Below are 23319 nucleotides of genomic sequence, written 5' to 3' on the forward strand. Positions count from 1 at the left end.
TCACAGCTTCGGCGTACGCCGTGGAAGAGGTTCGGTGTTGCCCGGGGCGCCAGGCAACGGGGAGGGGTGACGTGGGCGAGAACGTTGACGCGGAGCCGGTTTCCGGGCGGGTCATGATGGGCCAGACGCTGAGGGTGCTGCGTGAGAAGGCGGGCAAGTCGCTGGGTCAGTTGGCCGACGAGACGGGGTACGACAAGAGCTATCTGAGCCGGTTGGAGTCCGGGGAACGGCTGTCCAAGGCGACGGTCATGGAGGACCTGGACGCGTATTACGGCACCGGTGACCTGCTGTTAAGCCACTGGAAGGCGGCTCGGCTGGACGCGTTCCGGAACCGGTACAAGGAGTTCATGAAGCTGGAGGCGACGGCTCGGATCTTGTGGATGTTCACGCCGGGTGTGCCGGGGCTCCTGCAGACCGAGGACTTCGCCCGGGAGGTGTTGTCTGGGCCCCAGACAACGCTGGAGGGTGACGACTGGGTAGAGGAGCAGGTGGCGGCCCGCATCGGGCGGCAGTACCTGCTGCGGCAGAAGCCCGAGCCCAGCGTGCGCATCATCATGGACGAGTACGCGTTCCGCCGCCCCGCAGCCGTTCGGCAGACCTGGGAGGAGCAGCTGCTCCGCATCGAGGCCGTCGCGATGCTGCCGAATGCGACGCTTCAGGTGCTGCCCTTCGCCGCCGGGGTCCACCACCATATGCACGCGTCACTGACGCTGCTGTGGCAGAAGGACGCGAGCGGTGTCGCCTACGTGGAAGGCGACACCCGGGGCGAGTTGACCGAGGAACCGGACGGCCTCCTGCGGCACCGACTGTCCTACGATCGGCTCCGGGACATGGCGTTGTCCCCGTCGGACTCGCTCGCGTTCGTCCGGGACGCACTGGAGGAGCACAGATCATGAACCACACCCCCGACCTCAGCACCGCCGCCTGGCGCAAGTCGAGCTACAGCGACGGGGGAGCCAACAACTGCGTCGAGGTCGCCGACGGTTACCCCGGTGTCGTCCCCGTCCGGGACAGCAAAGCCCCGACGGCGCGTCCGCTGGTCTTCTCCGCCGCTTCCTGGTCGGCGTTCGTGACGCAGGTCAAGGACGAGGCAGGGCACTGAATTTCTTCACCCGCTCAGGGCTACGAGCGTGGCGGTCACCGCGGCGATCAGTGTGAGGGCGGCGGCGAACGCGGCTGCCGCGCGGGTGGCGGCGGCCGGGTAGGAGCACCGTTCGCGGCGTGCGAGGTAGCCGGCGCCGGCTGCGACGAGGACGGCGGCGAAGACGGACAGGGTAAAGCCGAGCAGGATCACAGCAGTGTGGTCGGACACGTAACGAGCTCCTTGGAAACAGCAGGTGATGTCGTCGTGCCGAATCTCTCGGAACCGCTGTCCACTGTGGTTCGCGTGAACAGAAACAAACTCTGGTGAACACAGGCCAGGCACAGGGGGGTGAGATGACTCGAGAGGGAGCGGCCCTGAGCCCTGCCGATGCCCTTGAGGAACTGCGCAGGGAGTTGAGGGACGCGCTCGACCGGACCGGTTGGACGCAGGCGGCGCTCGGGGACTTTGCCGGACTCAAGCGAACAACAGTTAACCAAGCCCTCAGCTCGAAGGTAGACAAGTCCCCATCCCGAAGGACGGTCACAAGGCTGATCAAGGCCCTCAAGCTCCAGGACAAGAAGGACCACTTGCTGGGTCTGCACACTGCTGCCGAAGCCCCGAGCTCCAGAAACCCGACTGCCGAAGCACCCGCACCGCTCGGCCTGCCCATCGCGGAACTGGACGACGCCTACGCGCTGGAGCACCTGGAGGTCCACCGCAGCATCGACCCGGGTCCGCCGACTCTGAGCAGGCTCACCCCATACATCCACCGTGGGCATGACGTCTGGCTTGCGGGCGTCGCTCGCGAGGCGCAGACCTCAAGCCGGATGGCGGTGCTGATCGGAGACTCATCGACGGGCAAGACCCGGGCCCTGCACGCTCTGTTGCTGCTCAACCAGTTCGCCGAGTGGCGCCTGTGGCAGCCCTACGACTCGGAGGGATTCCTCACGGCGTACAACCGGGGCGAGATCGGGCCACGCACCGTGCTGTGGATGAACGAGTCCCAGCGCTATCTGGACGGCCCTCGCGGAGAGGAGACCGCCCGTGCGCTGCTCGGCCTACTGGCTGACCAGGCAGTCGGGCCCGTCCTTGTCCTCGGGAGCCTGTGGCGCGAGAACCACGCCACCCTGACGGTACGGCCGGAGCGCAACGGGCCCGATCCCCACGCGCAGGCGCGCAGGCTGCTGGACGGCCGCTGCCGAGAGGTGCCCGGGACGTTCGACGACGACGACATGGCGGAACTCGCCCGGCTCGCCCAACAGGACCGGCGCCTGACCCTCGCCATGGAGTGCGGAGGACGACAGATCCCCCAGTTCCTGGCCGGCGCCCAGGAACTCGTACGGCGTTTCGAGACCGCACCGACAGGGGCCAAGGCGGTGATCCGCGCGGCCATCGACGCACGGCGCCTCGGGCATGGCCTGCTCATCGGCGACGCGTTCCTGCGCGCTGCCGCTCCCGGCTATCTCACCGATCAGCAGTGGCAGTTACTGGGAGAGAAGTGGTTCGAGGAAGCCCTCCGGTATGCCGGAAAGGAGTGCAAGGGAGTCCCCGGTCCCCTCACGCCTCATCGACCCCGCCCCGGTGAGGCGACGCCGTCGGCTCCGGTCTACCGGCTCGCCGACTATCTGGAGCAGTACGGCCGGGACACCTTCCGCCACGACGTGCCGCCGGCCGGCTTCTGGGCCGCCGCTGAACGCGCCGTGACCGACCCGTCCGATCTCCTCGCACTCGCCGGTTCCGGCAAGGCCAGGCTCCTGCTGCGCCAGTCGGCGGGGCTCTACCGTGCCGCCGCGGAAGCAGGACGGCCGCGCGGCTGGCTTCGACTCGGTGAACTGCACGAGCAGGCCGGCGACTCCGAGGGCGCCGCACGCTTCTTCCGGACGGCGGCCGATTGCGGGGAGTTCCACGGTCACCTGGCGCTGGCCCATGTGCGCAGGAAGGCCGGGGACAGTTCCGCGGCGTTGCGTCTCTGCCAGACCGCGGCACGGATCGCGGCGACCGCCGCGAATCCCTCCGAAGCTGACCTCCTCGTGGTGTCCCTGGCTGATCCCCTCGCCAATGCAGGAGACTATGAGGGAGCGGAGGAGTTGTGCCGCGCCTTGATCGCTCTGGGCGGTGACCACCAATGGCTGTGGTTCTACGCAGCGAGCCTGCGCCTGCGCGCAGGAGACCGGGAAGGCGCCGAACCATACGCGCGGGAAGCGGCCCGCAGGGGTGACGACAGCGCGCTGCTCAGCCTGGTCGACGCTTGGCGGTCGGCCGGAGACGAGGCCCGAGCCGACCGTCTGTACGACGAGGTGATCGACCTCAGCACATCGTTGTCGCTGGGGGAACTGGCCCTGTCACTGGAGAAGAAGAACCCGCCGGAGGCCGAGCGCCTCTTTCGCATCATCGACGAGCGAGAGGGAGACAGCGCCGCCGCCCTGTGGATCAGAGCTGTCCGGCTCCTCGAAGCAGGGGACCGCACCGGCGCCGAACGACTCTTCCGTGCCTCGGTCGACGCCGGGGACCCCGCGGGGTTGTACAACCTGGGCAGTCTGTGCCTGGACGCCGAGGACTGGGACGGAGCCGAGCAGTACGCGTTGCGTGACATCGCCGAGACGGGCGGCAGTCTGCTCCTGAACGATCTGGACCTGACGTACCGCGACACCGGGCGGACGGACCGCCTTCGCACGCTGTTCGAACAGCTGATGGAAGCCGGTCACACCGATGCCGCCGCCCGCCTCGCCAGGCTCCTGGACGACGCGGGTGAGCATGCCGAGGTCGACCGTCTTGTGTTCCGGGCGGTCGCCGCGGGTGATTCCGTAGCGCTCCGGATGCTGAACCGACCCGACGACCCGCGCCACCGACGGATGCTCCAGTACGGACTTGAGCCCGACGGCAGCATCGCGGACCCATGGTGGTGACGACCGACCGCACCCTGCCGGTGCGAGCCGGAGCCGCGGGCAGTGGGCGATACCTCGTCGGGTCATTCGATCAGGTGTTCTTCCTTCGGTCGAACCAGATCGTCGCCGCCGTCGGGGCCAGCCCCGCCCAGAAGAGGAGCTGCGGCACGGTCCGCTCGCTCCACGGCACCTGGGTCAGCAGCAGGGCGCAGAGCATGGCCCAGGCGGCCTGGCCGAGCACGATCCGGGGCCAGCGGCGGCGCCGGACCAGGGAAAGGAGGTTGTAGCGGACGCCCTTGCGCAGCCGGCGGTAGCGCAGCAGGGCACCCACCCCCCACAGGGCGGCGAACGGCACGAGCGCCCACAGCCGTTGGCCGACGGGGACGGGCAGCGCGCGCCGGGGGTCGCCGTCGGTGGCGAACAGGTCGAGCATCACCCCGGCCAGCGCCACGCACAGCAGGGCGAGCCAGCGCACCCCGCGCAGCAGCCGGTACGAGGCGTCGTCCAGCCCCTCCCGCAGGGGGGCGGAGTCGGGGGTGACGGCGAGGGCGTCGGCGTAGAGCGTGGCGGCCTCGGCGGCCTTGACGCCCGGGGCGGCGGCGGCCTGTTCGGTCCGCCGGGCCAGGGCCCCGGGGTGGTTCGGGTCGAGCCGGAGGATGAGCCGGTCCATCTCGTCGGCGAGGGCCCGGTCGCCCGACAGGTGGGCGATCGACCGGCGCACCTCGTACGGGAAGACCTCCCCGGGCGCCAGCCGGACGGCCTCGCGGGCCAGTTCGTCCGCCTCCCGGCAGAAGACGTCCATGGCCTGCCGGGTGACCCCGCCGCCGTTCGCCTGTCCGTGACGGAGGGCGCGGATGGCGGGCAGCCACTGGGCGAGCTGTGCGTAACCGACCCAGTAGGCGGGGTCCAGGCGGATGACCTCGCGGAGCACGTCCTCGGTGTCCGCGATGCGGCCGCAGACCCGCAGGGCGTGGGCGCGCTGGACGAGCGCGGGCACGTGGTGGGGGGCGAGTGCCAGCGCCCGCTCGGCGGCCTCCAGCGCCCGGGCCTCCTCGCCCTTCACGGCCCGGTGGCAGCGGGCGAGGCGGACCCAGGCGCCGACGTCCTCCGGGTCCTCGGCCAGCCGCTGTCCGAGCAGCGCCTTCTCCTCGTCGTGACGGCCCAGTTCGAAGAGCGCGTCCGCCCGCTCCAGGGCCGGGTGCAGTCCGGTGCTCACAGCCTCCGCCGCTTCTTCAGATAGGTGATCAGATCGTCGTACGTCCCGCCCTCGTTGGCGAACATGGCCACGTTGCGGGCGGAGGCGAACCAGGGTTCGGTGGAGGGGGCGACCTCGCCGGCCGCGGCCAGCAGGTCCTTCATGCCGATCAGCCGGACCGTGCCGGTGCGGGCCGAGTCGAGCAGGGCGCGTTCGGCGGCGGCCTCGCAGATGTGTGCCAGGTCGGCCCCGGACAGCCCCTCGGTGACCTTGGCGAGCTTGCCCAGGTCGATGTTCTCGATGGGCCGTTCGCGCAGGTGGTAGCGGAGGATCGCCTCGCGGGCCGGAGCGTCCGGGGGCAGCACGAGCAGGGTGCGGTCCAGCCGGCCGGGCCGGCGCAGGGCGGTGTCCACGTCCCAGGGCACATTGGTCGCGGCCAGCACGAAGACGCCCTCGTTGGCGGCGGAGTCGATGCCGTCCAGCTCGGTCAGCAGCTGGTTGACGGTGGTGCGCATCCCGCTGTGCGCGCTGCGGCCGCGCTTGCCGCCGAGCGCGTCCAGCTCGTCCAGGAAGAGCACGCAGGGTGCCTGCCGGCGGGCGGTCTGGAAGACCTCGTGCATGTTGCGCTCGGAGTTGCCGGTCCACATGTCGAGCACGTCGTTGACGGACACCGACAGGAAGGAGGCGCCGAGTTCCCCGGCGACGGCCCGCGCGATGAACGTCTTCCCGCAGCCCGGCGGGCCGTACAGCAGCAGTCCGCCGCGCAGGCTCTTGCCGTACAGCCTGCGCAGCTCGGGGTTGCGCAGGGGCGCGAGGAAGGCGGCCTCCAGGCGGTCCTTGACCTCCTGCATCCCGCCGACGTCGGCGAGCCGCACCCCGCCGGGCCTCTCCACGTCCCAGGCGCCGGCGTCCCCGGGACCGTCCTTCCCGTCGGCCCGCTGCGGTGCCTGGGGCGTGACGAACCGGGGCGGTACGACGTCCCCGACCTGCTGCTCGGCGGCCCGCCAGTCGAACCGGGCACGGTCACCGGCAGCCGGTGCCCGCGGTGTCTCCTGCACCGGTGCCTGCGGGGGCGTACCCATCGCCCGTGCCATGAGCTGCCGCGCCTGCGCGTCACCGGGCGCGTGCTGCAGGGCGACGGCCGCCTCGGCGACCGCCGCCTCGCTCTGACCGGCGTTCAGCAGCAGCTCGGCCAGGTGCAGTCGGAGCGGTACGTCGGCGGGCGCGGCCGCAACCGCCGTACGCAGGCTCTGTATCAGGGGGGAGTCTTCCTGCATGGCGGACACCCTACGGAACCGGCCCGGGTCAGGAGGCGGCAGGCGTCCAGTCCCCCAGCCAGTCCGCGACCTCCTGGTTCGCGGCCTGGGTGTCGGTCAGCTGGGGACGGTCGCCGCTCGCCGGGCCCGAGCCCGCGCCGGTGTTCCGGTACTCGGCGAAGCGGTCGTCCTTCCAGGAGAAGCCGCTCATGTCGGTCCAGGGGGCGGTCTTGATCGCGGCGCTCAGCGACGTGTTGCGGACGGTGGTCTGCGGGTCGAGGGTGGCGTCGCCGCCCGCGTGCCAGGGCCGGCCGAGGTGGAAACTGTGGTCGGAGACGCTGCCGGTCACGGCCGAGTTGGCGATCAGGATGCCCTTGCGGCCGGCCGCGGTGCTGGGGGCCGTGACATAGCCGGCGGAGCTGCCGTCCCAGCGCTTCTTCAGGGTGATGACCGACCTGTCGATGACGGCGGTGGCCCGTCCGAAGACGAAGTCGACGTTGCCGGTGACGTAGGAGCCGGTCATGTAGACCCGGCCGAGCCTGTCCTTGGCGGCGGTGTCGAGGAGCAGCGTGTCCTGATCGCCGCTGACGACGACCCCGTCCAGGAGGACCTTGTCGGCGGCCGTGCGCAGGGCGACGGCCTGCTGGGCGATGTCCTGGTGGGCGCCCTCGTCGAAGTCGTTGGAGATGCTGAGGTTGCGGGCCTGGAAGTCGTCGGCCTCCACGGCGACGGTGGCACTGCCGCCGGTGCCGTACGTGCCGCCGCCCGGCTTGGGCGTTCCTGAGGCGTTGTCGTAGACGATGACGGTGTCCTTGCGGCTGCCGCCCGTGCCCTGGATCGTGACGTGCGGCTTGGTGGAGGGGACCTTGACGGTCTCCCGATAGGTGCCCGGCTTGACGGCGATGACGACCCGGGAGGGGTTGTTCGCGGGGACGGCGTTCACCGCGGCCTGCACGGTCGTGTACTGCCCGGAGCCGTCCTTGGCGACGGTGAGGGTGGTGACGGCGGCCTTCGTGGCGGCCGTCGTCGTGCCCGGCGAAGTGCGCGGCCCGGCCTCGGCCTTGACCACCGACGGCACGTCGGCCGCCTTGTCGGGGGTGTGGCCGTGGTGGCTCCCGGGGTCCCGGGCGGCGCCCGTGGCGGTGGTGGCGGCGGAGGCCCGCGGCTGGGCGCCGGGGGCGAGGAGGCCGTAGCCGAGGGCACCGCCGGCGGCGAGCGCGAGCGGCAGTCCGAACGCGAGGGGCTTGTGGCTTCTGCGGTGGCGGGGCCTGGGCGTGCTGGGGTGCTGACTCATGCGGAGCTGCCTTTCCTGCGGGTGAGGGACCGCTGGGCAGTCGTCACGGAACGCGGGAAGGTTGCCGCCCCTCGGCGTTGTGCGTCATGCGCTCCAGGACGTGGACCGCGGTGCGGTACTCGTCGAGCGTGATGCCGGTCATGGACAGGTCGCGGAACGCCCGCACCCTGTCGGTGACGGCGGCCGTCCTGCGGTGGCCGTCCGGGGTGAGCGTCAGCCGGTGCGGGGCCGTGCGGGTCGCCCAGCCGCCGGTGAGCACGGCGTCGACGGAGGCCTTCAGCGCGGGGACGTCGGCGTTGGCGGCGAGTGCCGACAGGACGCCGGAGTCCGTCGCCCCGGGTGCCGTGTCACGGATGACGTTGAGGACCTGCCAGTCGAGGCGGGTGAGGCCGAACTCCGACAGCACGTCGTTCATCGCGCGGGTGAGGGCCTTGTCGGTGCGGTTGAGCCAGTAGCCGATGGGTTTCACGCGGGGGTCCCTCCGGTGCGGGGCGTGGTGTTCAGCAGGGCGGGCCAGTCCTGTCCGCCCGCCCAGTCCGCGAAGGTCTGCCAGCCGGTCCCGGGGTGGGCGCGGCGCAGGGCGGGGACGTCGACGTCGAGGCCGGTGCCGGCGAAGTAGGCGAACATCGCCGCGAGGTCGGCGGAGTGGGTGCGGACTTGGGCGAGGGGGACCTCCTGGTGGGTGACCGGGCGGCCGAGGGCGGCGGTGAGGGCGGCCGCGATCTGCGCCGGGGTGCACTCGTCGGAGGCGATGTCGATGCGCCGGCCCGCGAAGTCGTCCCGGCGGCCGAGGACCAGCGCGGCGAACGCGCCGATGTCGGCGGCCGGGATGAGGGTGAGGGGCCGGTCGGCCGGCATGGGCCAGGCGAAGACGCCGGCGCGCAGCCCGTCGAGGCTCCAGCCGGTCGCGAAGTTGTCCATGAACGCGACCGGTGCGATCACCGTCCAGGGCAGCCCTGAGGCGCGCAGGTGCTGTTCGACCACCCGCTTGCTCTCGTAGTGCGGGATGCCGGTGCCCCGGTCGGCGTGGGCGGCGGAGGTGAGGACGACGTGGCCGAGGCGGGCCCCGGCGGCGGCGTCCACGAGGGCCGTGCCCTGCCGGATCTCCGTGTCGGTGCCGGTGCCGGTGCCGGTGCCCGGGCCGAACGGGGTGGTGACCGCGAAGAGGGCGTCCGCGCCGGCCAGCGCGGCGTCGAGGGAGGCGCGGTCGTCGAAGTCGGCGTGCCGGACCTCCGCGCCCAGGGCGCGCAGGGCGTCGGCGGCGGGTGAGGCGGGCCGGCGGGTGAGAGCGCGGACGCGGTGGCCGGCGGCCAGCAGGGCGCGGGCGGTGGCCCCGCCCTGGGCGCCGGTGGCGCCGGTGACGGCGATGGTGAGCATGGGTGTCCCCCTGACGGATAGCATTGCTGTGTGACGCATCTGCTGCGCCGCGCAGCAGACTATCCAGGATTCGCTGCGCCGCGCAGTGTTTTTTGGAGCAGCGGTGTGCAGTGGTTTTTCGTGAGCAACCAGGGAAGGAGCCCGCCGTGCCAGACCCCGACCGCGCAACGCTCCACGAGGAGCTGGCCATGGAGTCACGGCGCCATCTGGCCGCGTACGTGCTGTTCAACCAGGCCGTCGCCGACCACCTGGGGATGCACCCGACCGACGTCCAGGCCCTGAGCCTGCTGACCGCCGAACCGGAGCCGCTCACCGTCCGCCGGCTCGCCGACCGCACCGGGCTCACCACCGGCTCGGCCACCCGTCTCGTGGACCGGCTGGAGCGCGGCGGTTACGTCACCCGCACCCCCGACCGGCAGGACCGCCGCCGGGTGCTGGTCACCCCGGTCCCCGAGCGGATCGCCCGCGTCACCGCGCTCTGGGACGACCTCGGCCAGGCCTGGCAGGCCCTCCTGGACGACCACAGCGATGACGAGCTGAGGGCGATCACCCGGCACATGCGCCGGGTGCACGACCTCAGCCACGCCCAGATCCAGCGCCTGCGGGCCATGCCCAAGCCGGACTGAGCAGGGACCGAGCAGGGCCGGGCCGTGCCGGAGCCCGGCTTCCGGATCAGCCGGCCGGCGGCTCCGGGGTGCCGGCCGCCTCCCGCTTCTCGGGCATCTCCGGCGGCGGCGTGGGCGCCCCCGGCAGCCGGACCGTCGCCACCGTGCCGCCGCCCTCCGCGCGGGCCAGCGTGACCTCGCCGCCCGCCTGCTTCACCGTACGGGCGACGATGGACAGCCCGAGGCCGGAGCCGGGCAGGGCGCGGGCGCTGGGGGAGCGCCAGAAGCGGTCGAAGACGTGCGGCAGCTCGTCCTCGGCGATGCCGGGACCGTGGTCGCGGACGGTCAGCACACCCCCCTCCAGGCGCACCTCGACGGTGCCGCCCTCGGGACTGAACTTCACCGCGTTGTCCAGGATGTTGACGACCGCCCGCTCCAGCGCGGACGGCTCCGCGCGGACGAACCACGGCTGGAGGTCCGCGCCGATCGACAGCTCGGGGCCGCGCAGCCGCGCCCGGCGCAGGGCCGACTCGACGACGTCCTGCAACGCGACCACCTGGACCCGCTCGCCGCGCTGCCCCTCCGAGCGGGACAGCTCCTGGAGGTCCCCGATCAGCGCGGCCAGTTCGGTCATCTGCGCCTTCACCGAGGCGAGCAGCGCCTTGCGGTCCTCCGGCGGGAGCGGGCGGCCCGTCTCCTCGCTGCGGGTGAGGAGTTCGATGTTCGTCCGCAGCGACGTCAGGGGGGTCCGCAGTTCGTGGCCGGCGTCCGCGATCAGCTGCTGCTGGAGGTCGTGGGAGCTGGCCAGCGAGGCGGTCATCGAGTTGAACGACCGGGACAGCCGGGCCACCTCGTCCTCGCTGAGGTCCTCCACGGGGATGCGGATGGTCAGGTCCTCGGTCCGGGCGACGTGCTCCACGGCCTCGGTGAGCTTGTCGACGGGGCGCAGCCCGGCCCGGGCGACCGCGAGGCCCGCCGCCCCGGCGCCGACGACGCCGACGGCGGACACCAGGAGCAGGATCAGGGCGAGGTCGTTGAGGGTCTTCTGCGTGGTCTTCAGCGGTAGCGCGATGAGCACACCCACGTTGGGTCCGCGCCCGCCGCTGATGGTCGCGGTGGAGCCGACGGGCTTGGTGAGGATCCGCAGCTCGTTGCCCTCGTCGTCGCTGCCGTTGCGGAAGTACAGGATGTCGGGCGCGAGGTCCTTGATCTCCGTCCTGTCCGCCTGGGTGACCCTGATCTTGCCCGAGGCGCCGCCGAAGAGGCAGACCTTGCCGTCCTCCGTGACCACCTGGGAGTACCGGTCCCGCAGGAGGAAGGTGCCCGGCTGCGGTGTGTCCGTGCAGTGGTTGAGGGTGAACTCCAGCTGGTCCGTCTGCGTGGTGTTCCGCAGGGACTTCTGCAGGTCCTGGTCGAGCTGGTCGTAGAGCTTGCGCTCCACGATGAACCAGCACGTCACCGAGACCGCCGCCACCGCGAACGCCACCGCCGCCGCGACCAGCATCGCCAGCCGGGCCCGCAGCGGCAGCGCCCGGTACCGGCGCGCCAGCCGCTTCACTCGGCGCCGCCCTGCCTCAGGACGTAGCCCACCCCGCGCACGGTGTGCACCAGGCGCGGCTCGCCGCCCGCCTCGGTCTTGCGGCGCAGGTACATGACGTAGACGTCGAGGGAGTTGGAGGAGGGTTCGAAGTCGAAGCCCCAGACGGCCTTGAGGATCTGCTCGCGGGTGAGGACCTGGCGCGGGTGGGCCATGAACATCTCCAGCAGGGTGAACTCCGTGCGGGTCAGTTCGACCGGCCGCCCGCCGCGCGTGACCTCCCGGGTCGCGAGGTCCATGCGCAGGTCGCCGAAGGTCAGCGCCTCGTCCTCCTGGGCCTCTGCGGACACCGCCGCCGCGTACGAGCTGCGGCGCAGCAGGGCGCGGATGCGGGCGAAGAGCTCGTCCAGCTCGAACGGCTTGACCAGGTAGTCGTCCGCGCCCGCGTCCAGTCCGGTGACCCGGTCGCCGACCGTGTCGCGGGCGGTGAGCATGAGGATCGGGGTGGTGTCGCCCGCACCCCGGATGCGGCGGGCCGCCGTCAGGCCGTCCATGCGGGGCATCTGGATGTCCAGCACGACCAGGTCGGGCCGGTAGGCCGTGGCCTTGTCCAGGGCGTCCGCGCCGTCGACGGCGACCTCGGTGTCGTACCCCTCGAAGGCGAGGCTGCGCTGGAGCGCCTCGCGTACGGCCGGCTCGTCGTCGACGATCAGGATGCGCTGGGGGTCACGGTCGCCTTCGGCGGGGCTCATCGCTCGCTTCCTCGGGGTGCGGGGGACGGGTGCCTCTCAGCGTGCCATGTCGGGGCGCCGGGGACACACGGGGCGGCCGGACGGCCACCGGTTCCCGCGCGGCCACGGGGGCGGGCGGCCGTCGTGGTCAGGCGGCCACCGTGGTCAGCCGGTGCAGCGGGACCTTGCGGCGGTGCGGCCGGGCGGCGGAGGTGCGCAGGCCCATCAGCTGGGGGACCGGCGTGACGGTCGGCTGCTTGGGGGCGCGGGGCGCCGGAACGGGCACCTGCGATTCGGAGGCGATGGACAGGGCCAGGGTGAGACCGGCCGGGCCGCGCTCGCTGAACCGGGGGGAAACGTTCTCGATCATGACCTGCTCCTTGCACTGGTGTGTTGCTAACTGCCGGAGCCCGCCCGCAGCTTGGCCAGGTCGGACTTGACGGTGTCGACGGGGATGGCGAAGCCGAGGCCGATGCTGCCCGCGTCCGAGGACGAGGAGGCCTGCGAGCCGGAGGAGTACATCGCGGAGTTGATGCCGATGACGTGCCCGCTCGCGTCTATCAGGGCGCCGCCGGAATTGCCGGGGTTCAGGGACGCGTCGGTCTGGATGGCCTTGTAGGTGGTGGTGGACGAGCCGGTGTCGCCGTTGAACTCACGGCCGCCGAACTGGAACGGCCACTGCCCGTCGCCGCCGTCCTGGCCCTGGCCCTGGTTCTCGTCGGTGGAGACGGTGACGTCCCGGTCCAGGGCGGAGACGATGCCGCTGGTGACCGTGCCGGTCAGGCCCTCGGGGGAGCCGATCGCGACGACCGTGTCGCCGACCTGGACGCCATGGGAGTCGCCGAGCGCGGCCGGCTTCAGCCCGGAGGCGCCGTGGAGCCTGATCAGCGCGAGGTCCTTGGAGCTGTCCGTGCCGACCACCTCGGCGGTGTAGCTCCTGCCGTCGCTGGTGCGCACCTTGATCGAGGTGGCGCCGGAGACGACGTGGTTGTTGGTGACGACCTCGCCGCCCGACGTGATGATCACGCCGGAGCCGGTGGAGGAGCCGCCCGCCAGCGTCGCGTTGACCTCGACCACGCTCGGGGTGACCGCGGCGGCGATCGTGGCGACGTCACCCCTCTTGCTCGACGGCACCACGGTGGTGCTGCCGCCCGCGGTGGCGACCGTGTCCTTGCCGGCCAGCTCCTGGAAGGCGTACGCCGTGCCGCCGCCGACCGCCGCCGCGACGATCGCGACCGCCGCGAGCAGGGCCACCGGGCCCCGGGGCCGCTTCTTCTTCGGCCCGGGAGCCGTGGCCGCCGGCGCGTACGGCGGCGGGGGCGGCCACTCGGGGTTCACGGGGGCGGAGTAGGAGTGGTGCGGCTGCTCGTACGTGCCCTGGCTCTCGGTCATGGGAAAAGACTCCCCCGTGACCATGAGAGCTTCCTGAGTGTGCCCTGAGAAGCCCGGCAGAACCTCGTTTGCCCCATATAAAGACGCGCACGAGAGCGCCCCGCGGGGGCGCGAGGAAGGGTGCGGCCGGCCGGCCCGGCGGAGCTACACGCAGCCGCAGCTCGTGCGCACCACCAGCCGCGACGGGAACGTCTTCAGCCGCTCCCGCCGGGACCCGGCCACCCGCAGCCCGTCGTCCAGCACCAGGTCGACCGCCGCCCGGGCCATCGCCGAGCGGTCCGAGGCGACCGTGGTCAGCGGCGGGTCGGCGAGCGCGGCCTCCTTGATGTCGTCGAAGCCGGCCACCGCCAGCTCCCCGGGCACGTCGATGCGCAGCTCGCGCGCGGCCCGCAGCAGACCGATGGCCTGGTCGTCGGTGGAGCAGAAGACCGCCGGCGGCCGGTCCGGCCCGGACAGCACGTCCAGGGCCACGCGGTAGGCGTCGTAACGGTTGTACGGCGCCTCGAACAGCCGGCCCTCGATGCCGAGGCCCGCCTCCGCCATGGCCCGCTTCCAGCCCTCGACGTGGTCGGAGACCGGGTCGCCGACGGCCGGCGTCTGCGCCGTACCGCCCATGCAGGCGACGTACTCGTACCCGTGTTCCAGCAGGTGGCGCACGGCCAGCTGGGCGCCACCGAGGTCGTCCGTCACCACGGCGACGTCGTCGATGGCCTCCGGGCGCTCGTGCAGCAGCACCACGCGGGCGTCCCAGGCGTCGATCTCGGCGGCGGCCAGGTCGTTCAGGGCGTGGGAGACGAGGATCAGGCCCGAGACGCGCATGCCGAGGAAGGCGCGCAGATAGTGGACCTCGCGCTCGCCGATGTAGTCGGTGTTGCCGACCAGGACCATCTTCCCGCGCTCGGAGGCGGCCTGTTCGACCGCGTGCGCCATCTCGCCGAAGAACGGCTGGCGGGCGTCGGGGATGATGAGGCCTATCAGGTCGGTCCGCCGGGAGGCCATGGCCTGGGCGACCCGGTCGGGCCGGTACCCCAGCTCCTTGATCGCGGCGAGGACACGCTCGCGCGTGGCCGGGGCGACCGGCCGGGGTCCGTTGTTGATGACATAACTGACGACGGCGGTGGAGGTTCCCGCCAGCCGTGCCACGTCATCCCGAGTCACCTTGGCCACGCGCGGAGTCTACGCGGATTGACCGGCTCTGGGCAGGGCGTATCACATGGCGGCCGGACGGCGATCCCCCGGGAGGACCGGGCCGCCCGGGCGCCGTGCGCGCACCCACCGCGTCCCGGCTACGCCTCGGCGTGGACCTCGATGCCGTCCAGCACGGCGGCCGCGTCCGCATCCTCCGGCTTTGCCCGGCCGGTCTTGGCCCCGGCGCCCTCGGCGGGGCGGGCGGACCGGTCGGCGGAGCGGTCGCTCTTGTCGGCGGAGCGGTCGGGCTTCTCGGGGGTGACGAATCGGTAACCGACGTTCCGGACGGTCCCGATCAGCGACTCGTGCTCGGGGCCGAGCTTGGCGCGCAGCCGCCGTACGTGCACGTCCACCGTCCGGGTGCCGCCGAAGTAGTCGTACCCCCACACCTCCTGCAGCAGTTGGGCGCGGGTGAAGACGCGGCCCGGGTGCTGGGCGAGGTATTTGAGCAGCTCGAACTCCTTGAAGGTCAGGTCCAGGACCCGTCCCTTGAGCTTGGCCGAGTAGGTGGCCTCGTCCACGGAGAGGTCGCCGTTGCGGATCTCCATCGGCGAGTCGTCGTTGACGATCTGCTGGCGTCCCATGGCGAGCCGCAGCCGTGCCTCGACCTCGGCCGGGCCGGCGGTGTCCAGCAGGACGTCGTCGATGCCCCAGTCGGCGGTGACGGCGGCGAGGCCGCCCTCGGTGACGACGAGGAGCAGCGGACAGCCGGGGCCGGTGGACCGCAGCAGCTGGCACAGGCTGCGCACCTGGGGCAGGTCGCGGCGGCCGTCGATCAGGATGACGTCGGCACCCGGGGTGTCGACGAGGGCGGGGCCCTCGGCGGGGGCGACCCGCACGTTGTGCAGCAGCAGGCCGAGCGCGGGCAGCACCTCCGTCGACGGCTGGAGGGCGTTGGTCAGGAGCAGCAGAGAACTCATACGTCTGGTTCCTCCTCGGTCCCTGCGAGGACTGTGCGGACGGGCACTGCTCTGCGATCCCGAAGGCCCCGTACACCGGCGGTCACCTGGGGTTCCCCGCTTCGTATACAACGCTTCCGAAAGCACAAAAGGACCCGGGGGCTACGCTGCCCGAGTCCTCTGCCCAGCAGAATAGCCCACATGAGCAACCGTCCGGCAGATGATGTGGCCCGTTCCACCGTTCGTCCGCATTCCGAGACGGGCAGACGGGGCCCTGTGCGGACATTCCTGCGCACCCCCGACGGAATTCCGATCGATTCCGTATACGATCCCGGCGCCGCCGTGCGCGGCACCCTTGCCGACACCCCCCGTCCGTCCGCCCGTGACCTGGTGTTCGTGATCGCGCACGGCTTCACCGGGGACGTGGACCGCCCGCACGTGCGCCGCGTCGCGGGGGTCCTGCGCGGCTACGGCGCGGTCGTCACCTTCTCCTTCCGCGGCCACGGACGCTCGGGCGGCCGTTCCACCGTCGGTGACAAGGAGGTGCTGGACCTCGCCGCCGCGGTGGAGTGGGCCCGCGGCCTGGGACACACCCGCGTGGTGACCGTCGGCTTCTCCATGGGCGGCTCGGTGGTCCTGCGGCACGCGGCGCTGTACGGCGGCACGGACGCCGTCGTCTCCGTCAGCGCCCCCGCCCGCTGGTACTACCGCGGCACGGCCCCCATGCGCCGCCTGCACTGGCTGGTCACCCGCCCCGAGGGCCGCCTGGTCGGCCGCTACGGCCTGCGCACCCGCATCCACCACCGGGACTGGGACCCGGTGCCGCTCTCCCCGGTCCAGGCGGCCTCCAGGATCGCCCCGGTCCCCCTGCTGATCGTGCACGGCGACCGGGACGGCTACTTCCCCCTCGACCACCCCCGGACGCTCGCCGAGGCGGCCGGTGACCACGGCGAACTCTGGATCGAGCCGGGCATGGGCCACGCCGAGCACGCGGCCGACGACGCCCTGATGGCCCGGATCGGGCACTGGTCGGTGTCGGCGGCGGGCTAGCCTGCCCCACACTGTTCTTATCTTTCTCTTGGATTGTTCTTGTTCCCTGCCGTCGATTGAGGATTCAGATGCCCCAGGTCACGGTCCGCTACTGGGCCGCCGCCAAGGCCGCGGCCCAGGTCGCCGAGGAGCCGTACGAGGCGGACACGCTGGCCGACGCGCTGGCCGCCGCCCGTGCGCGGCACCCCGGCGAACTGACACGCGTGCTGCAGCGATGCTCCTTCCTCGTCGACGGCGACCCCGTCGGGACCCGCGCGCATGAGACGGTACGGCTGGCCGAGGGCGGCACGGTCGAGGTGCTCCCGCCGTTCGCAGGAGGGTGAGCGATGACCGACCAGCCGTATCAGGGCGGCCCCTACGAGGGCTACGACCCCTACCAGCAGCAGTGGCCGGCGCACGACCAGCAGTACGCGCAGGCACCGGGCCACGACCCGGAACTCACCCAGCAGTGGCAGGGCCAGACCTGGGAGACCCAGACGCACGCGCCGGTGCAGGCGGCGGAGACGGCGTACCTGCCCCGGCAGGAACAGCAGCAGGCGCCCGCGCAGTACCAGCAGGCCCAGTACCCGCAGCCGGAGCCGCAGCCGCAGTACCAGCAGCCCCGGTACCAGGAGCCGCAGCAGTACGCGGAGCCGTACCGGGAGCCGTACGCGGGGGCCTATCCGGAGCCGCACGCGCCGCGGACCGGAGGGTACGCGCAGGCACCCGCGGAACCGGCGCGGCCGGCGCCGGCCCCGGCGCCCGAGCCGCCGGCCGAACCGGAGGCCGGTGCGGTGGGCACGGCGGACGAACCGTCCTACGGCCCCGCCACCCTCGCCGGCAACGCGCGCATCACCGACGCCCAGCGGGCCCGCCTGGAGGGCCGTTCCCCGGTCATCGAGCCCGGCATGCAGCCGGCGCTGCTCACGGCCGTACTCGGCCTGCTGCTGGCCGCGGCGGCACCGATCGCCTCGTACGCCCTCGTCGTACCGCTCGTGGTGCTCCAGGCGGTGACGGCGGCGGGCTGGTTCCGGCTGAACGGCATGTGGCCCGCCCGTCAGGGCATCGCGCTGGCGTTCGCGGGCGCGCTCACGTCGGACGTGGCGGTCCTCGCGGCCGGCCGTGACCACGCCCTGCCGGCCATCCTCGGCCCGCTCGCCCTGTGGGTCCTGCTCTCCCTGGTCCTCCAGCTGCGCTCGCACGCCTCGCCGGACGAGCGGATGTACGGCCTGATGGCGACGGTCGTCTCGGCGGCGCTCGCCGTCCTGGCCACGGGCTACCTGGCCGCCGACCCGCACGCGGTCTCGGTCGGCGCGGCGGCGGTCGCGGTGGCCGTCCTGGCCCGCGCCCTGCCCCTGCCCACCCCCGTCTCGGTCGTGGCCGCCCTGCTGGCGGCGGCGGGCGCGGGGATCGCGGCGGGCGGCATGACGGACTTCGGCTCGAAGGGCGCGCTGCTGGGCGCCGCGGCCGGAGCGTGCGCCCTGATCGGCCACCGCGTCGCGAGCTACGACTACCCCTCCCGCTTCGTCCACTTCACGGCCGGCGTCGCGCTGCCGCTGTCGGCGGCGGCCCCGGCGGTGTGGGTACTGGGGCAGGTGCTGGGCTAGCGCAGCGCGGCTACTCCGACTTGATTCCGTCCACGAACGCCGCCCAGGTGCCCGCGTCGAAGACGAGGGCGCGGGAGGGGGCCTTGCTGTCGCGGACGGGGACGAGGGTGGGGATGCCGTCGGCGACCTCGACGCACTGGCCGCCGTCCGAGTTGCTGTAGCTGCTCTTGCGCCACGTCACGTTGCTCAGGTCGATGGCTCGCACGTCACTTCCTCCAACATCTGCAGGATGAACTTGCGCGAGTGGGCCGGGGACAGGGCTTTGTCGCGCACCGCATCATAAGTGCGCTGGTAACGCTCAACTCTGCTCGGTTCTGAGATCAGTTCACCGTGTACGTCGTTTTCGGCGTAGGCCACGCTCCGGGTGTCCAGCAGTCGCAGGAACATCAAGTCAGTGCTCGCCAGGCCGTGGAAGCTGTCGCTGAACGGCAGTACCTGGAGCGTGACGTTCGGGCGTTCCGACATCTCCACCAGGTGCTCCAGTTGCTCACGCCACTCGCCCTGGTCGGGTAACGGGGTCCGCAGGACCGCCTCGGAGAGGATGCTGCGGAACGGCGGCGCGTCTCCTCCCTCCAGCAACTCCCGCCGACCGATGCGCGCGTCCACCTGCTGGATCAGCTCCTTCCCCTTGAGTCCGCCAGCCGTGAGCGCTTCGCGGGCGTACGCCTCGGTCTGGAGCAGTCCAGGGGGCCTGCTCACGCCGTAGTGCCACAGGCTCACCGCCTCGGCCTCCAGGACCATGTACCGCCGGTACTGCTCCTTGAACTGCGTGGGATCCGCCATGGCCAGCTCCCACAGCGTCACCAGTAACCCTGGCGTGCCGTAGAACTGATCCAGCGCCTGGACGATCTCGGGTCCGCCCAGCGACTGCCCGCTCTCCATCCTGCTGAACTGTGACGAGTCCCAGCCCACCTCCTTTGCCAACTCGCGCAGACTCAGTCCGCGTTCGCTCCTCAGACGCCGTAACTCCTCGGCGAAACGTGCCCTCGGCTCCTGACTCCGCCCTGTGAACACCAACCGCTGTGGCATCGCGCTCCTGTTGAATTTGTTGAATTTGGCAGGCCCAGCGTTGAATTTGGGCCGCTCAACAGCCCGGACGCCCTTTCCGTGCGCCATGCTCCAAGCATCGCCCGAACACGCAGCGTAGCCGCAGGCTCGCGCTGCGCTCACTCGTTCTCGGAAAGGAGCCGGCCGCATGACCCACGAGCCGGGACAGCTGCTCTACGACCCCGCGACCGACAAGGTCGGTGAGTACCGGGACCGGTCCGGTCCCTACGTGATACTGCGTCCCGTCGGCGGTGGCGTGGAGTGGCAGGCCGATCCGCGGGCGGTGCGGCCGGCGACGGACCGGGAGCGGCTCGGGGCGGGTGTGCGGGCGGCCAACCACCGTGCGCGGAGCCTTCCGTCGCCGTTGGACGAGGCGAGCCGGCCGCCGCGGCCCGTGCCCGGCTGTGCCGCCTGCCTGGAGCTGGCGGAGCGGCGGGAGGCGGCGCGGGTGGCGTACGACCGCAGCGCGGAGAGCGACGCGAACGTGCTGCTGCGCCAGCACCAGCGGACGGAGCACCGCGCATGACGGCCGCGGAGGGCACCGGGGCCCGGGAGGAGGGGACCCTGTGGCTGGGCTACGCGGTTCCGCCGTTCCATCCCGCGTACGCGCCCAGGGCGCAGGGTGCGGCCGACGCGCCCGTCGCCGGCCCCGCGCCGGCTCCCGCCCCGGGCGGTCGCTCTCGCCCCCGCCCCCGCCGCCGCCGGCGCCGGCTGCCCGACGGGGCGGCGGTGAGCGGTCTGCTCGCCGCCCTCTGCGTGGCCTCGCTGCTCGCGGCGATCGGGCTGGCGGCCGTACGGGCGCGGTGCTGACGGGGCCCGGGGAAAGCCGAAGGGCCGCACCCCCACTGGCGTCCAACCCAGGGGGTGCGGCCCTCAGCCGTCACAGAGCCCGCGCGCGGGCCGCGCTCAGACCGCGATGGCCACCTCGGCCAGGCCGCCCTGCTGGGCGACGACCGTGCGGTCGGCGGTGGCGCCCGGCACCAGCGCGCGCACGGTCCACGTGCCCTCGGCCGCGTAGAAGCGGAACTGGCCGGTCGCGGAGGTGGGGACCTCCGCGGTGAACTCGCCGGTCGAGTCGAGGAGACGGACGTAGCCCGTCACCGGCTCGCCGTCGCGGGTCACCTGGCCCTGGATCGTGGTCTCACCGGGCTTGATCGTCGAGGCGTCGGGGCCGCCGGCCTTCGCTCCGCACATGTGGCAACTCCTTGAGGGGTAAAGGTCGGGAAGGTCTTACTTGTTGGCGCCGAGCTCGATCGGCACGCCGACGAGGGAGCCGTACTCGGTCCAGGAGCCGTCGTAGTTCTTGACGTTCTCCACGCCGAGCAGCTCGTGCAGCACGAACCAGGTCAGGGCCGAGCGCTCACCGATGCGGCAGTAGGCGATCGTGTCCTTGGCGAGGTCGACGCTCTCGTCGGCGTAGAGGGCCTTGAGCTCGTCGTCCGACTTGAACGTGCCGTCGTCGTTGGCGTTCTTCGACCACGGGATGTTGCGGGCGGTCGGGACGTGGCCCGGGCGCTGCGACTGCTCCTGCGGGAGGTGGGCCGGGGCGAGCAGCTTGCCGGAGAACTCGTCGGGCGAGCGGACGTCGACCAGGTTCTGCGAGCCGATCGCGTTCACGACGTCGTCGCGGAAGGCGCGAATCGAGGTGTCCTGCGGCTTGGCCTTGTAGTCGGTCCTGGCGCGCTCGGGGACCTCGTCGCCGGCGACCAGCTCGCGGGCGTCCAGCTCCCACTTCTTGCGGCCGCCGTCGAGGAGCTTGACGCTCTCGTGGCCGTACAGCTTGAAGTACCAGTAGGCGTACGACGCGAACCAGTTGTTGTTGCCGCCGTAGAGGACCACGGTGTGGTCGTTGGCGATGCCCTTCTCCGACAGGAGCTTCTCGAAGCCCTCCTGGTCGATGAAGTCACGGCGGACCGGGTCCTGCAGGTCCTTGGTCCAGTCGATGCGGATCGCGTTCTTGATGTGGTTCTTCTCGTAGGCGGACGTGTCCTCGTCCACCTCCACGATCGCGATGGTCGGGTCGTCCAGGTGGTCCTGGAGCCAGTCGGCGTCGACCAGGACGTCGCTGCGGCTCATGCTCTTTCTCCTCCGGGGCAGTCGCGGCGGGGCGTGCGAGTAGAGAGGGGCGCGCGTTCGGGGCTCGAGCGGCGCACGGATGCCCTGGCAGCAGGGCGGGGAGACGCGGGAGCCGTGGCTTCCGCTCAGAAGGGGCGACAGAGCATGGCGGCAACGCGGCACAGGTCCACTGCCCGCCGCTTCGTGAGATCCGCCTGTCGCTTCATGGGGCCGATCGTAGGGACGTCCGGGCGGACATGTCACCGGCGTGTCATATGGCGAGACGCGATCGTCCGAATGGCGGGAAAGGAAAAGCGCCCGAAGGGTCGGTGGACCGCTCCGGGCGCTCGTGTGCGTCCCTGCATCTGCGTTACGGACGTGATCGTCTCGCCAGTCGGACAGACGGGGTCCGCCGGCCCTTCTCGCCTACCCGGCGAGCCTGACGTCCGAACCCTTCACGGTGATCTCCACGCCGTCCGGCGCGGCCTGCACCTTGTCCAGCTTGATGCCGCCGGGCAGCTGGTCGATGGCCTGCTGGAAGTCGGTGATCTCGCGGATGCGGTTCTCGGCGATCGCGGCGGCGCCCAGCTGGGGCAGCGAGTCCGCGTGCACCTCGACCTTGTTGTTCACCACGCTCACCGAGCTGAGCACGGACACGGTCTGCTGGAGCCCGAGTGAGGAGACCGTCCCCTCCACCTTGACCTTGATCTTCCCGTTGCCGCCGTCGGAGAGGCCCACGACCCGGGCGGTGACGCCGGGGGCGACCTCGGTCGGCTCGGACTTGGCGGTCTTCAGCAGCTCGGCGTAGGAGACCGTCGCGGTGCCCGTCGCGGTGTCCGCGGTGGCGGAGCTGTAGTCGCCGGAGAACGAGACGCCCTTCATGTCGGCCTTGAGGTCGTCGATCCGGATGGTCTTGCCGGGCTTGCCGGTGGCCGCCTCGTAGTCCTTGATCTTCACCTCGACGTCGTCCAGGGAGCCGCCCGCGACCTGGGTGAGGAACGGGAAGCCCTTGATGTCCACGTCCGGGGTCGAGGCCAGGTTCTCGGTCGACTTCAGCTTGTCGGCGGCCTTGCCCTCGGCGAAGTGCACGGCGACCCGGTCCGCGACCACGAAGAGTCCGCCCAGGATCACGACGATGATCAGCAGTATTCGCAGGGCGCGCATGTGGTGGTTCCCCCGGTCGGCGACGGTTCGGTGGCTACGGTGCTCGGATGCGACGGTGTTCGGAAATCGGTGCTTCTACGTCACGGTAACCCTGCCGGGCCCCGGCGAACGGGAATTGTGGATCAGTTGTGACAGGGCGCACCGGGCCTACCCTGTACCTATGTACGCCCGGCGACGGCACGCCTACTTCGCCATGATGGGGGCCTGCATCGGGCTCTTCGTCCTGGCCTGGGGCGTCGTGCGCCTGTGGTCGGTACCGGCGGCCGTCGGCATGTGCGTCGTCGCCATGGTCATCCCGCCGGTCGCCGCGATGATCGCCAACCGCCGGGGGCCGGAGGACCGCTGGTGGGACGACCCCTCCGGGGACCCGCAGTCGGACGAGTGGTGGGACGAACTGGACGGCAAGAAGCGCCCGCGGCCGTGACCGGGCGGGCCGTCGGCTCCAGACCGGCGCGGCTCAGTAGACGAGCGCCTGCGTCCCGTCCGCCAGGGACTCCTGCACGAACACCTGCGCGCCCGCGATCCGTACGCCCTCGATGACGTCCTTCTCCGTGATCCCCCGCCGTGCGGCGCACTGCGTGCACAGGGTGAGCCGTCCGCCGGCCAGGACCGACTCCAGCAGGTCCGGCAGCGGAGCGGCGTGCGGCAGCTCGAACTCGGCGGCGCGTCCCGGGAGCGCGAACCAGGAGGACTCCCCGGTCAGCCACAGCGAGACCTCGACCCCGCTGGCCACGGCCACCGCGGCCACCGTGAACGCCTGCGAACACCGCTCGGGAGCGTCCGCCCCGGCCGTCACCTTGATCACGAGCTTCTTCGCCATGCGGGAAGCGTAGCCCTCGCGCGGGCGGTGCCCCTCGCACGGAGCGCCCGCCCCCGGCCGCGTAAGCTGGGCAGCGGCTCTGTCGTTCGCTCACCCCCGCTCAAGGAGCACCCGTGGAGATCTTCTTCGAAACCCTGCTGGTCCTGGTCTGCGT

28 protein-coding genes and 1 pseudogene are annotated in these 23319 nt (G+C 71.9%); 10 read left to right on the forward strand and 19 right to left on the reverse strand.

From position 1 onward, the window contains the following. Positions 1-71 precede the first annotated feature (71 nt). Positions 72-896, forward strand: a complete 825-nt coding sequence (locus tag ACZ4VF_RS33165; RefSeq protein ID WP_467930655.1) for a helix-turn-helix domain-containing protein — start codon at positions 72-74, stop codon at positions 894-896. Next, the gene (locus ACZ4VF_RS33170) at positions 893-1102 is read left to right on the forward strand and encodes a DUF397 domain-containing protein (protein WP_467930656.1); all 210 of its coding nucleotides are present in this window, start codon (positions 893-895) and stop codon (positions 1100-1102) included. Before ACZ4VF_RS33165 ends, ACZ4VF_RS33170 begins: the two co-directional genes overlap by 4 nt. A 6-nt stretch (positions 1103-1108) precedes the next feature. Here the strand turns inward: ACZ4VF_RS33170 and ACZ4VF_RS33175 are convergent, their stop codons facing one another. Further along, entirely contained in the window at positions 1109-1312 is a 204-nt protein-coding gene (locus tag ACZ4VF_RS33175; RefSeq protein ID WP_467930657.1) for a hypothetical protein, read from the reverse strand. Between the two features lie 125 nt (positions 1313-1437). On the opposite strand from ACZ4VF_RS33175, the gene ACZ4VF_RS33180 reads away from it, so the two are divergent. Continuing rightward, positions 1438-3990, forward strand: a complete 2553-nt coding sequence (locus tag ACZ4VF_RS33180; RefSeq protein ID WP_467930658.1) for a hypothetical protein — start codon at positions 1438-1440, stop codon at positions 3988-3990. A gap of 70 nt (positions 3991-4060) precedes the next feature. Here the strand turns inward: ACZ4VF_RS33180 and ACZ4VF_RS33185 are convergent, their stop codons facing one another. From ACZ4VF_RS33185 to ACZ4VF_RS33205, 5 genes and pseudogenes are all read right to left on the reverse strand, one after another. Next, positions 4061-5185, reverse strand: coding sequence for a tetratricopeptide repeat protein (locus ACZ4VF_RS33185; protein ID WP_467930660.1), 1125 nt, complete (start codon positions 5183-5185; stop codon positions 4061-4063). Continuing rightward, positions 5182-6441, reverse strand: a complete 1260-nt coding sequence (locus ACZ4VF_RS33190; RefSeq protein ID WP_467930661.1) for an ATP-binding protein — start codon at positions 6439-6441, stop codon at positions 5182-5184. Before ACZ4VF_RS33190 ends, ACZ4VF_RS33185 begins: the two co-directional genes overlap by 4 nt. A gap of 28 nt (positions 6442-6469) precedes the next feature. Further along, positions 6470-7519: pseudogene (locus ACZ4VF_RS33195) on the reverse strand (pectinesterase family protein); the annotation flags it as partial. Positions 7520-7757: 238 nt separating this feature from the next. Next, entirely contained in the window at positions 7758-8183 is a 426-nt protein-coding gene (locus ACZ4VF_RS33200) for a MarR family winged helix-turn-helix transcriptional regulator (protein ID WP_467930662.1), read from the reverse strand. Beyond that, positions 8180-9091, reverse strand: a complete 912-nt coding sequence (locus ACZ4VF_RS33205) for an NmrA/HSCARG family protein (RefSeq protein WP_467930663.1) — start codon at positions 9089-9091, stop codon at positions 8180-8182. Before ACZ4VF_RS33205 ends, ACZ4VF_RS33200 begins: the two co-directional genes overlap by 4 nt. A 188-nt stretch (positions 9092-9279) precedes the next feature. Here ACZ4VF_RS33205 and ACZ4VF_RS33210 point away from each other — a divergent pair, with 188 nt between their 5' ends. After that, positions 9280-9717 (forward strand): MarR family winged helix-turn-helix transcriptional regulator, encoded by a 438-nt coding sequence (locus ACZ4VF_RS33210; RefSeq protein WP_467930875.1) that lies wholly within the window; start codon positions 9280-9282, stop codon positions 9715-9717. A gap of 46 nt (positions 9718-9763) precedes the next feature. Here the strand turns inward: ACZ4VF_RS33210 and ACZ4VF_RS33215 are convergent, their stop codons facing one another. The 6 genes from ACZ4VF_RS33215 to ACZ4VF_RS33240 all read right to left on the reverse strand — a co-directional run bounded on the left by ACZ4VF_RS33215 (position 9764) and on the right by ACZ4VF_RS33240 (position 15464). Then, a complete protein-coding gene (locus tag ACZ4VF_RS33215; protein ID WP_467930665.1) occupies positions 9764-11254 on the reverse strand; it encodes a HAMP domain-containing sensor histidine kinase in 1491 nt (496 codons plus the stop codon). Continuing rightward, positions 11251-11985, reverse strand: a complete 735-nt coding sequence (locus ACZ4VF_RS33220; RefSeq protein ID WP_189303312.1) for a response regulator transcription factor — start codon at positions 11983-11985, stop codon at positions 11251-11253. The genes ACZ4VF_RS33215 and ACZ4VF_RS33220 overlap by 4 nt, the downstream gene beginning before the upstream one ends. A 127-nt stretch (positions 11986-12112) precedes the next feature. Next, positions 12113-12334, reverse strand: coding sequence for a hypothetical protein (locus ACZ4VF_RS33225; protein ID WP_467930666.1), 222 nt, complete (start codon positions 12332-12334; stop codon positions 12113-12115). Positions 12335-12360: 26 nt separating this feature from the next. Continuing rightward, complete coding sequence (locus tag ACZ4VF_RS33230) at positions 12361-13356, reverse strand: S1C family serine protease (RefSeq protein WP_467930667.1); 996 nt, start codon at positions 13354-13356, stop codon at positions 12361-12363. A gap of 144 nt (positions 13357-13500) precedes the next feature. Continuing rightward, entirely contained in the window at positions 13501-14523 is a 1023-nt protein-coding gene (locus ACZ4VF_RS33235; protein ID WP_467930669.1) for a LacI family DNA-binding transcriptional regulator, read from the reverse strand. 119 nt (positions 14524-14642) lie between these two features. After that, entirely contained in the window at positions 14643-15464 is an 822-nt protein-coding gene (locus ACZ4VF_RS33240; RefSeq protein WP_467930670.1) for a winged helix-turn-helix transcriptional regulator, read from the reverse strand. Positions 15465-15644: 180 nt separating this feature from the next. On the opposite strand from ACZ4VF_RS33240, the gene ACZ4VF_RS33245 reads away from it, so the two are divergent. The 3 genes from ACZ4VF_RS33245 (at position 15645) to ACZ4VF_RS33255 (ending at position 18079) form a co-directional block, all read left to right on the forward strand. After that, the gene (locus ACZ4VF_RS33245) at positions 15645-16493 is read left to right on the forward strand and encodes an alpha/beta hydrolase (protein WP_467930671.1); all 849 of its coding nucleotides are present in this window, start codon (positions 15645-15647) and stop codon (positions 16491-16493) included. Positions 16494-16561: 68 nt separating this feature from the next. Then, positions 16562-16816, forward strand: a complete 255-nt coding sequence (locus ACZ4VF_RS33250; RefSeq protein WP_467930673.1) for a MoaD/ThiS family protein — start codon at positions 16562-16564, stop codon at positions 16814-16816. A gap of 3 nt (positions 16817-16819) precedes the next feature. Further along, positions 16820-18079 (forward strand): hypothetical protein, encoded by a 1260-nt coding sequence (locus ACZ4VF_RS33255; protein ID WP_467930674.1) that lies wholly within the window; start codon positions 16820-16822, stop codon positions 18077-18079. 10 nt (positions 18080-18089) lie between these two features. Here the strand turns inward: ACZ4VF_RS33255 and ACZ4VF_RS33260 are convergent, their stop codons facing one another. Then, positions 18090-18284 (reverse strand): DUF397 domain-containing protein, encoded by a 195-nt coding sequence (locus ACZ4VF_RS33260; protein ID WP_467930675.1) that lies wholly within the window; start codon positions 18282-18284, stop codon positions 18090-18092. Then, a complete protein-coding gene (locus tag ACZ4VF_RS33265) occupies positions 18266-19108 on the reverse strand; it encodes a helix-turn-helix domain-containing protein (RefSeq protein ID WP_467930876.1) in 843 nt (280 codons plus the stop codon). Before ACZ4VF_RS33265 ends, ACZ4VF_RS33260 begins: the two co-directional genes overlap by 19 nt. Before the next feature lie 166 nt (positions 19109-19274). Here ACZ4VF_RS33265 and ACZ4VF_RS33270 point away from each other — a divergent pair, with 166 nt between their 5' ends. Together ACZ4VF_RS33270 and ACZ4VF_RS33275 are read left to right on the forward strand one after the other, a co-directional pair. Then, complete coding sequence (locus ACZ4VF_RS33270; protein WP_467930677.1) at positions 19275-19652, forward strand: hypothetical protein; 378 nt, start codon at positions 19275-19277, stop codon at positions 19650-19652. Then, positions 19649-19936, forward strand: coding sequence for a hypothetical protein (locus tag ACZ4VF_RS33275; RefSeq protein ID WP_467930678.1), 288 nt, complete (start codon positions 19649-19651; stop codon positions 19934-19936). Before ACZ4VF_RS33270 ends, ACZ4VF_RS33275 begins: the two co-directional genes overlap by 4 nt. A gap of 96 nt (positions 19937-20032) precedes the next feature. Here ACZ4VF_RS33275 and ACZ4VF_RS33280 read toward each other — a convergent pair whose 3' ends face one another. The 4 genes from ACZ4VF_RS33280 to ACZ4VF_RS33295 all read right to left on the reverse strand — a co-directional run bounded on the left by ACZ4VF_RS33280 (position 20033) and on the right by ACZ4VF_RS33295 (position 22345). Beyond that, complete coding sequence (locus ACZ4VF_RS33280) at positions 20033-20320, reverse strand: DUF1416 domain-containing protein (protein ID WP_010351646.1); 288 nt, start codon at positions 20318-20320, stop codon at positions 20033-20035. A 36-nt stretch (positions 20321-20356) separates the two neighbouring features. After that, the gene (locus ACZ4VF_RS33285) at positions 20357-21202 is read right to left on the reverse strand and encodes a sulfurtransferase (protein WP_467930679.1); all 846 of its coding nucleotides are present in this window, start codon (positions 21200-21202) and stop codon (positions 20357-20359) included. A 125-nt stretch (positions 21203-21327) separates the two neighbouring features. Continuing rightward, positions 21328-21408 (reverse strand): Ms5788A family Cys-rich leader peptide, encoded by an 81-nt coding sequence (locus ACZ4VF_RS33290; protein ID WP_350751515.1) that lies wholly within the window; start codon positions 21406-21408, stop codon positions 21328-21330. 199 nt (positions 21409-21607) lie between these two features. After that, positions 21608-22345, reverse strand: a complete 738-nt coding sequence (locus ACZ4VF_RS33295; RefSeq protein ID WP_467930681.1) for an LmeA family phospholipid-binding protein — start codon at positions 22343-22345, stop codon at positions 21608-21610. Positions 22346-22505: 160 nt separating this feature from the next. Here ACZ4VF_RS33295 and ACZ4VF_RS33300 point away from each other — a divergent pair, with 160 nt between their 5' ends. Then, positions 22506-22769 (forward strand): DUF3099 domain-containing protein, encoded by a 264-nt coding sequence (locus ACZ4VF_RS33300; RefSeq protein WP_467930682.1) that lies wholly within the window; start codon positions 22506-22508, stop codon positions 22767-22769. Between the two features lie 33 nt (positions 22770-22802). Here the strand turns inward: ACZ4VF_RS33300 and ACZ4VF_RS33305 are convergent, their stop codons facing one another. After that, a complete protein-coding gene (locus ACZ4VF_RS33305) occupies positions 22803-23165 on the reverse strand; it encodes a DsrE family protein (RefSeq protein WP_467930683.1) in 363 nt (120 codons plus the stop codon). Between the last annotated feature and the right edge of the window lie 154 nt (positions 23166-23319).

Source organism: Streptomyces sp. NPDC029151 (genome assembly GCF_055564315.1).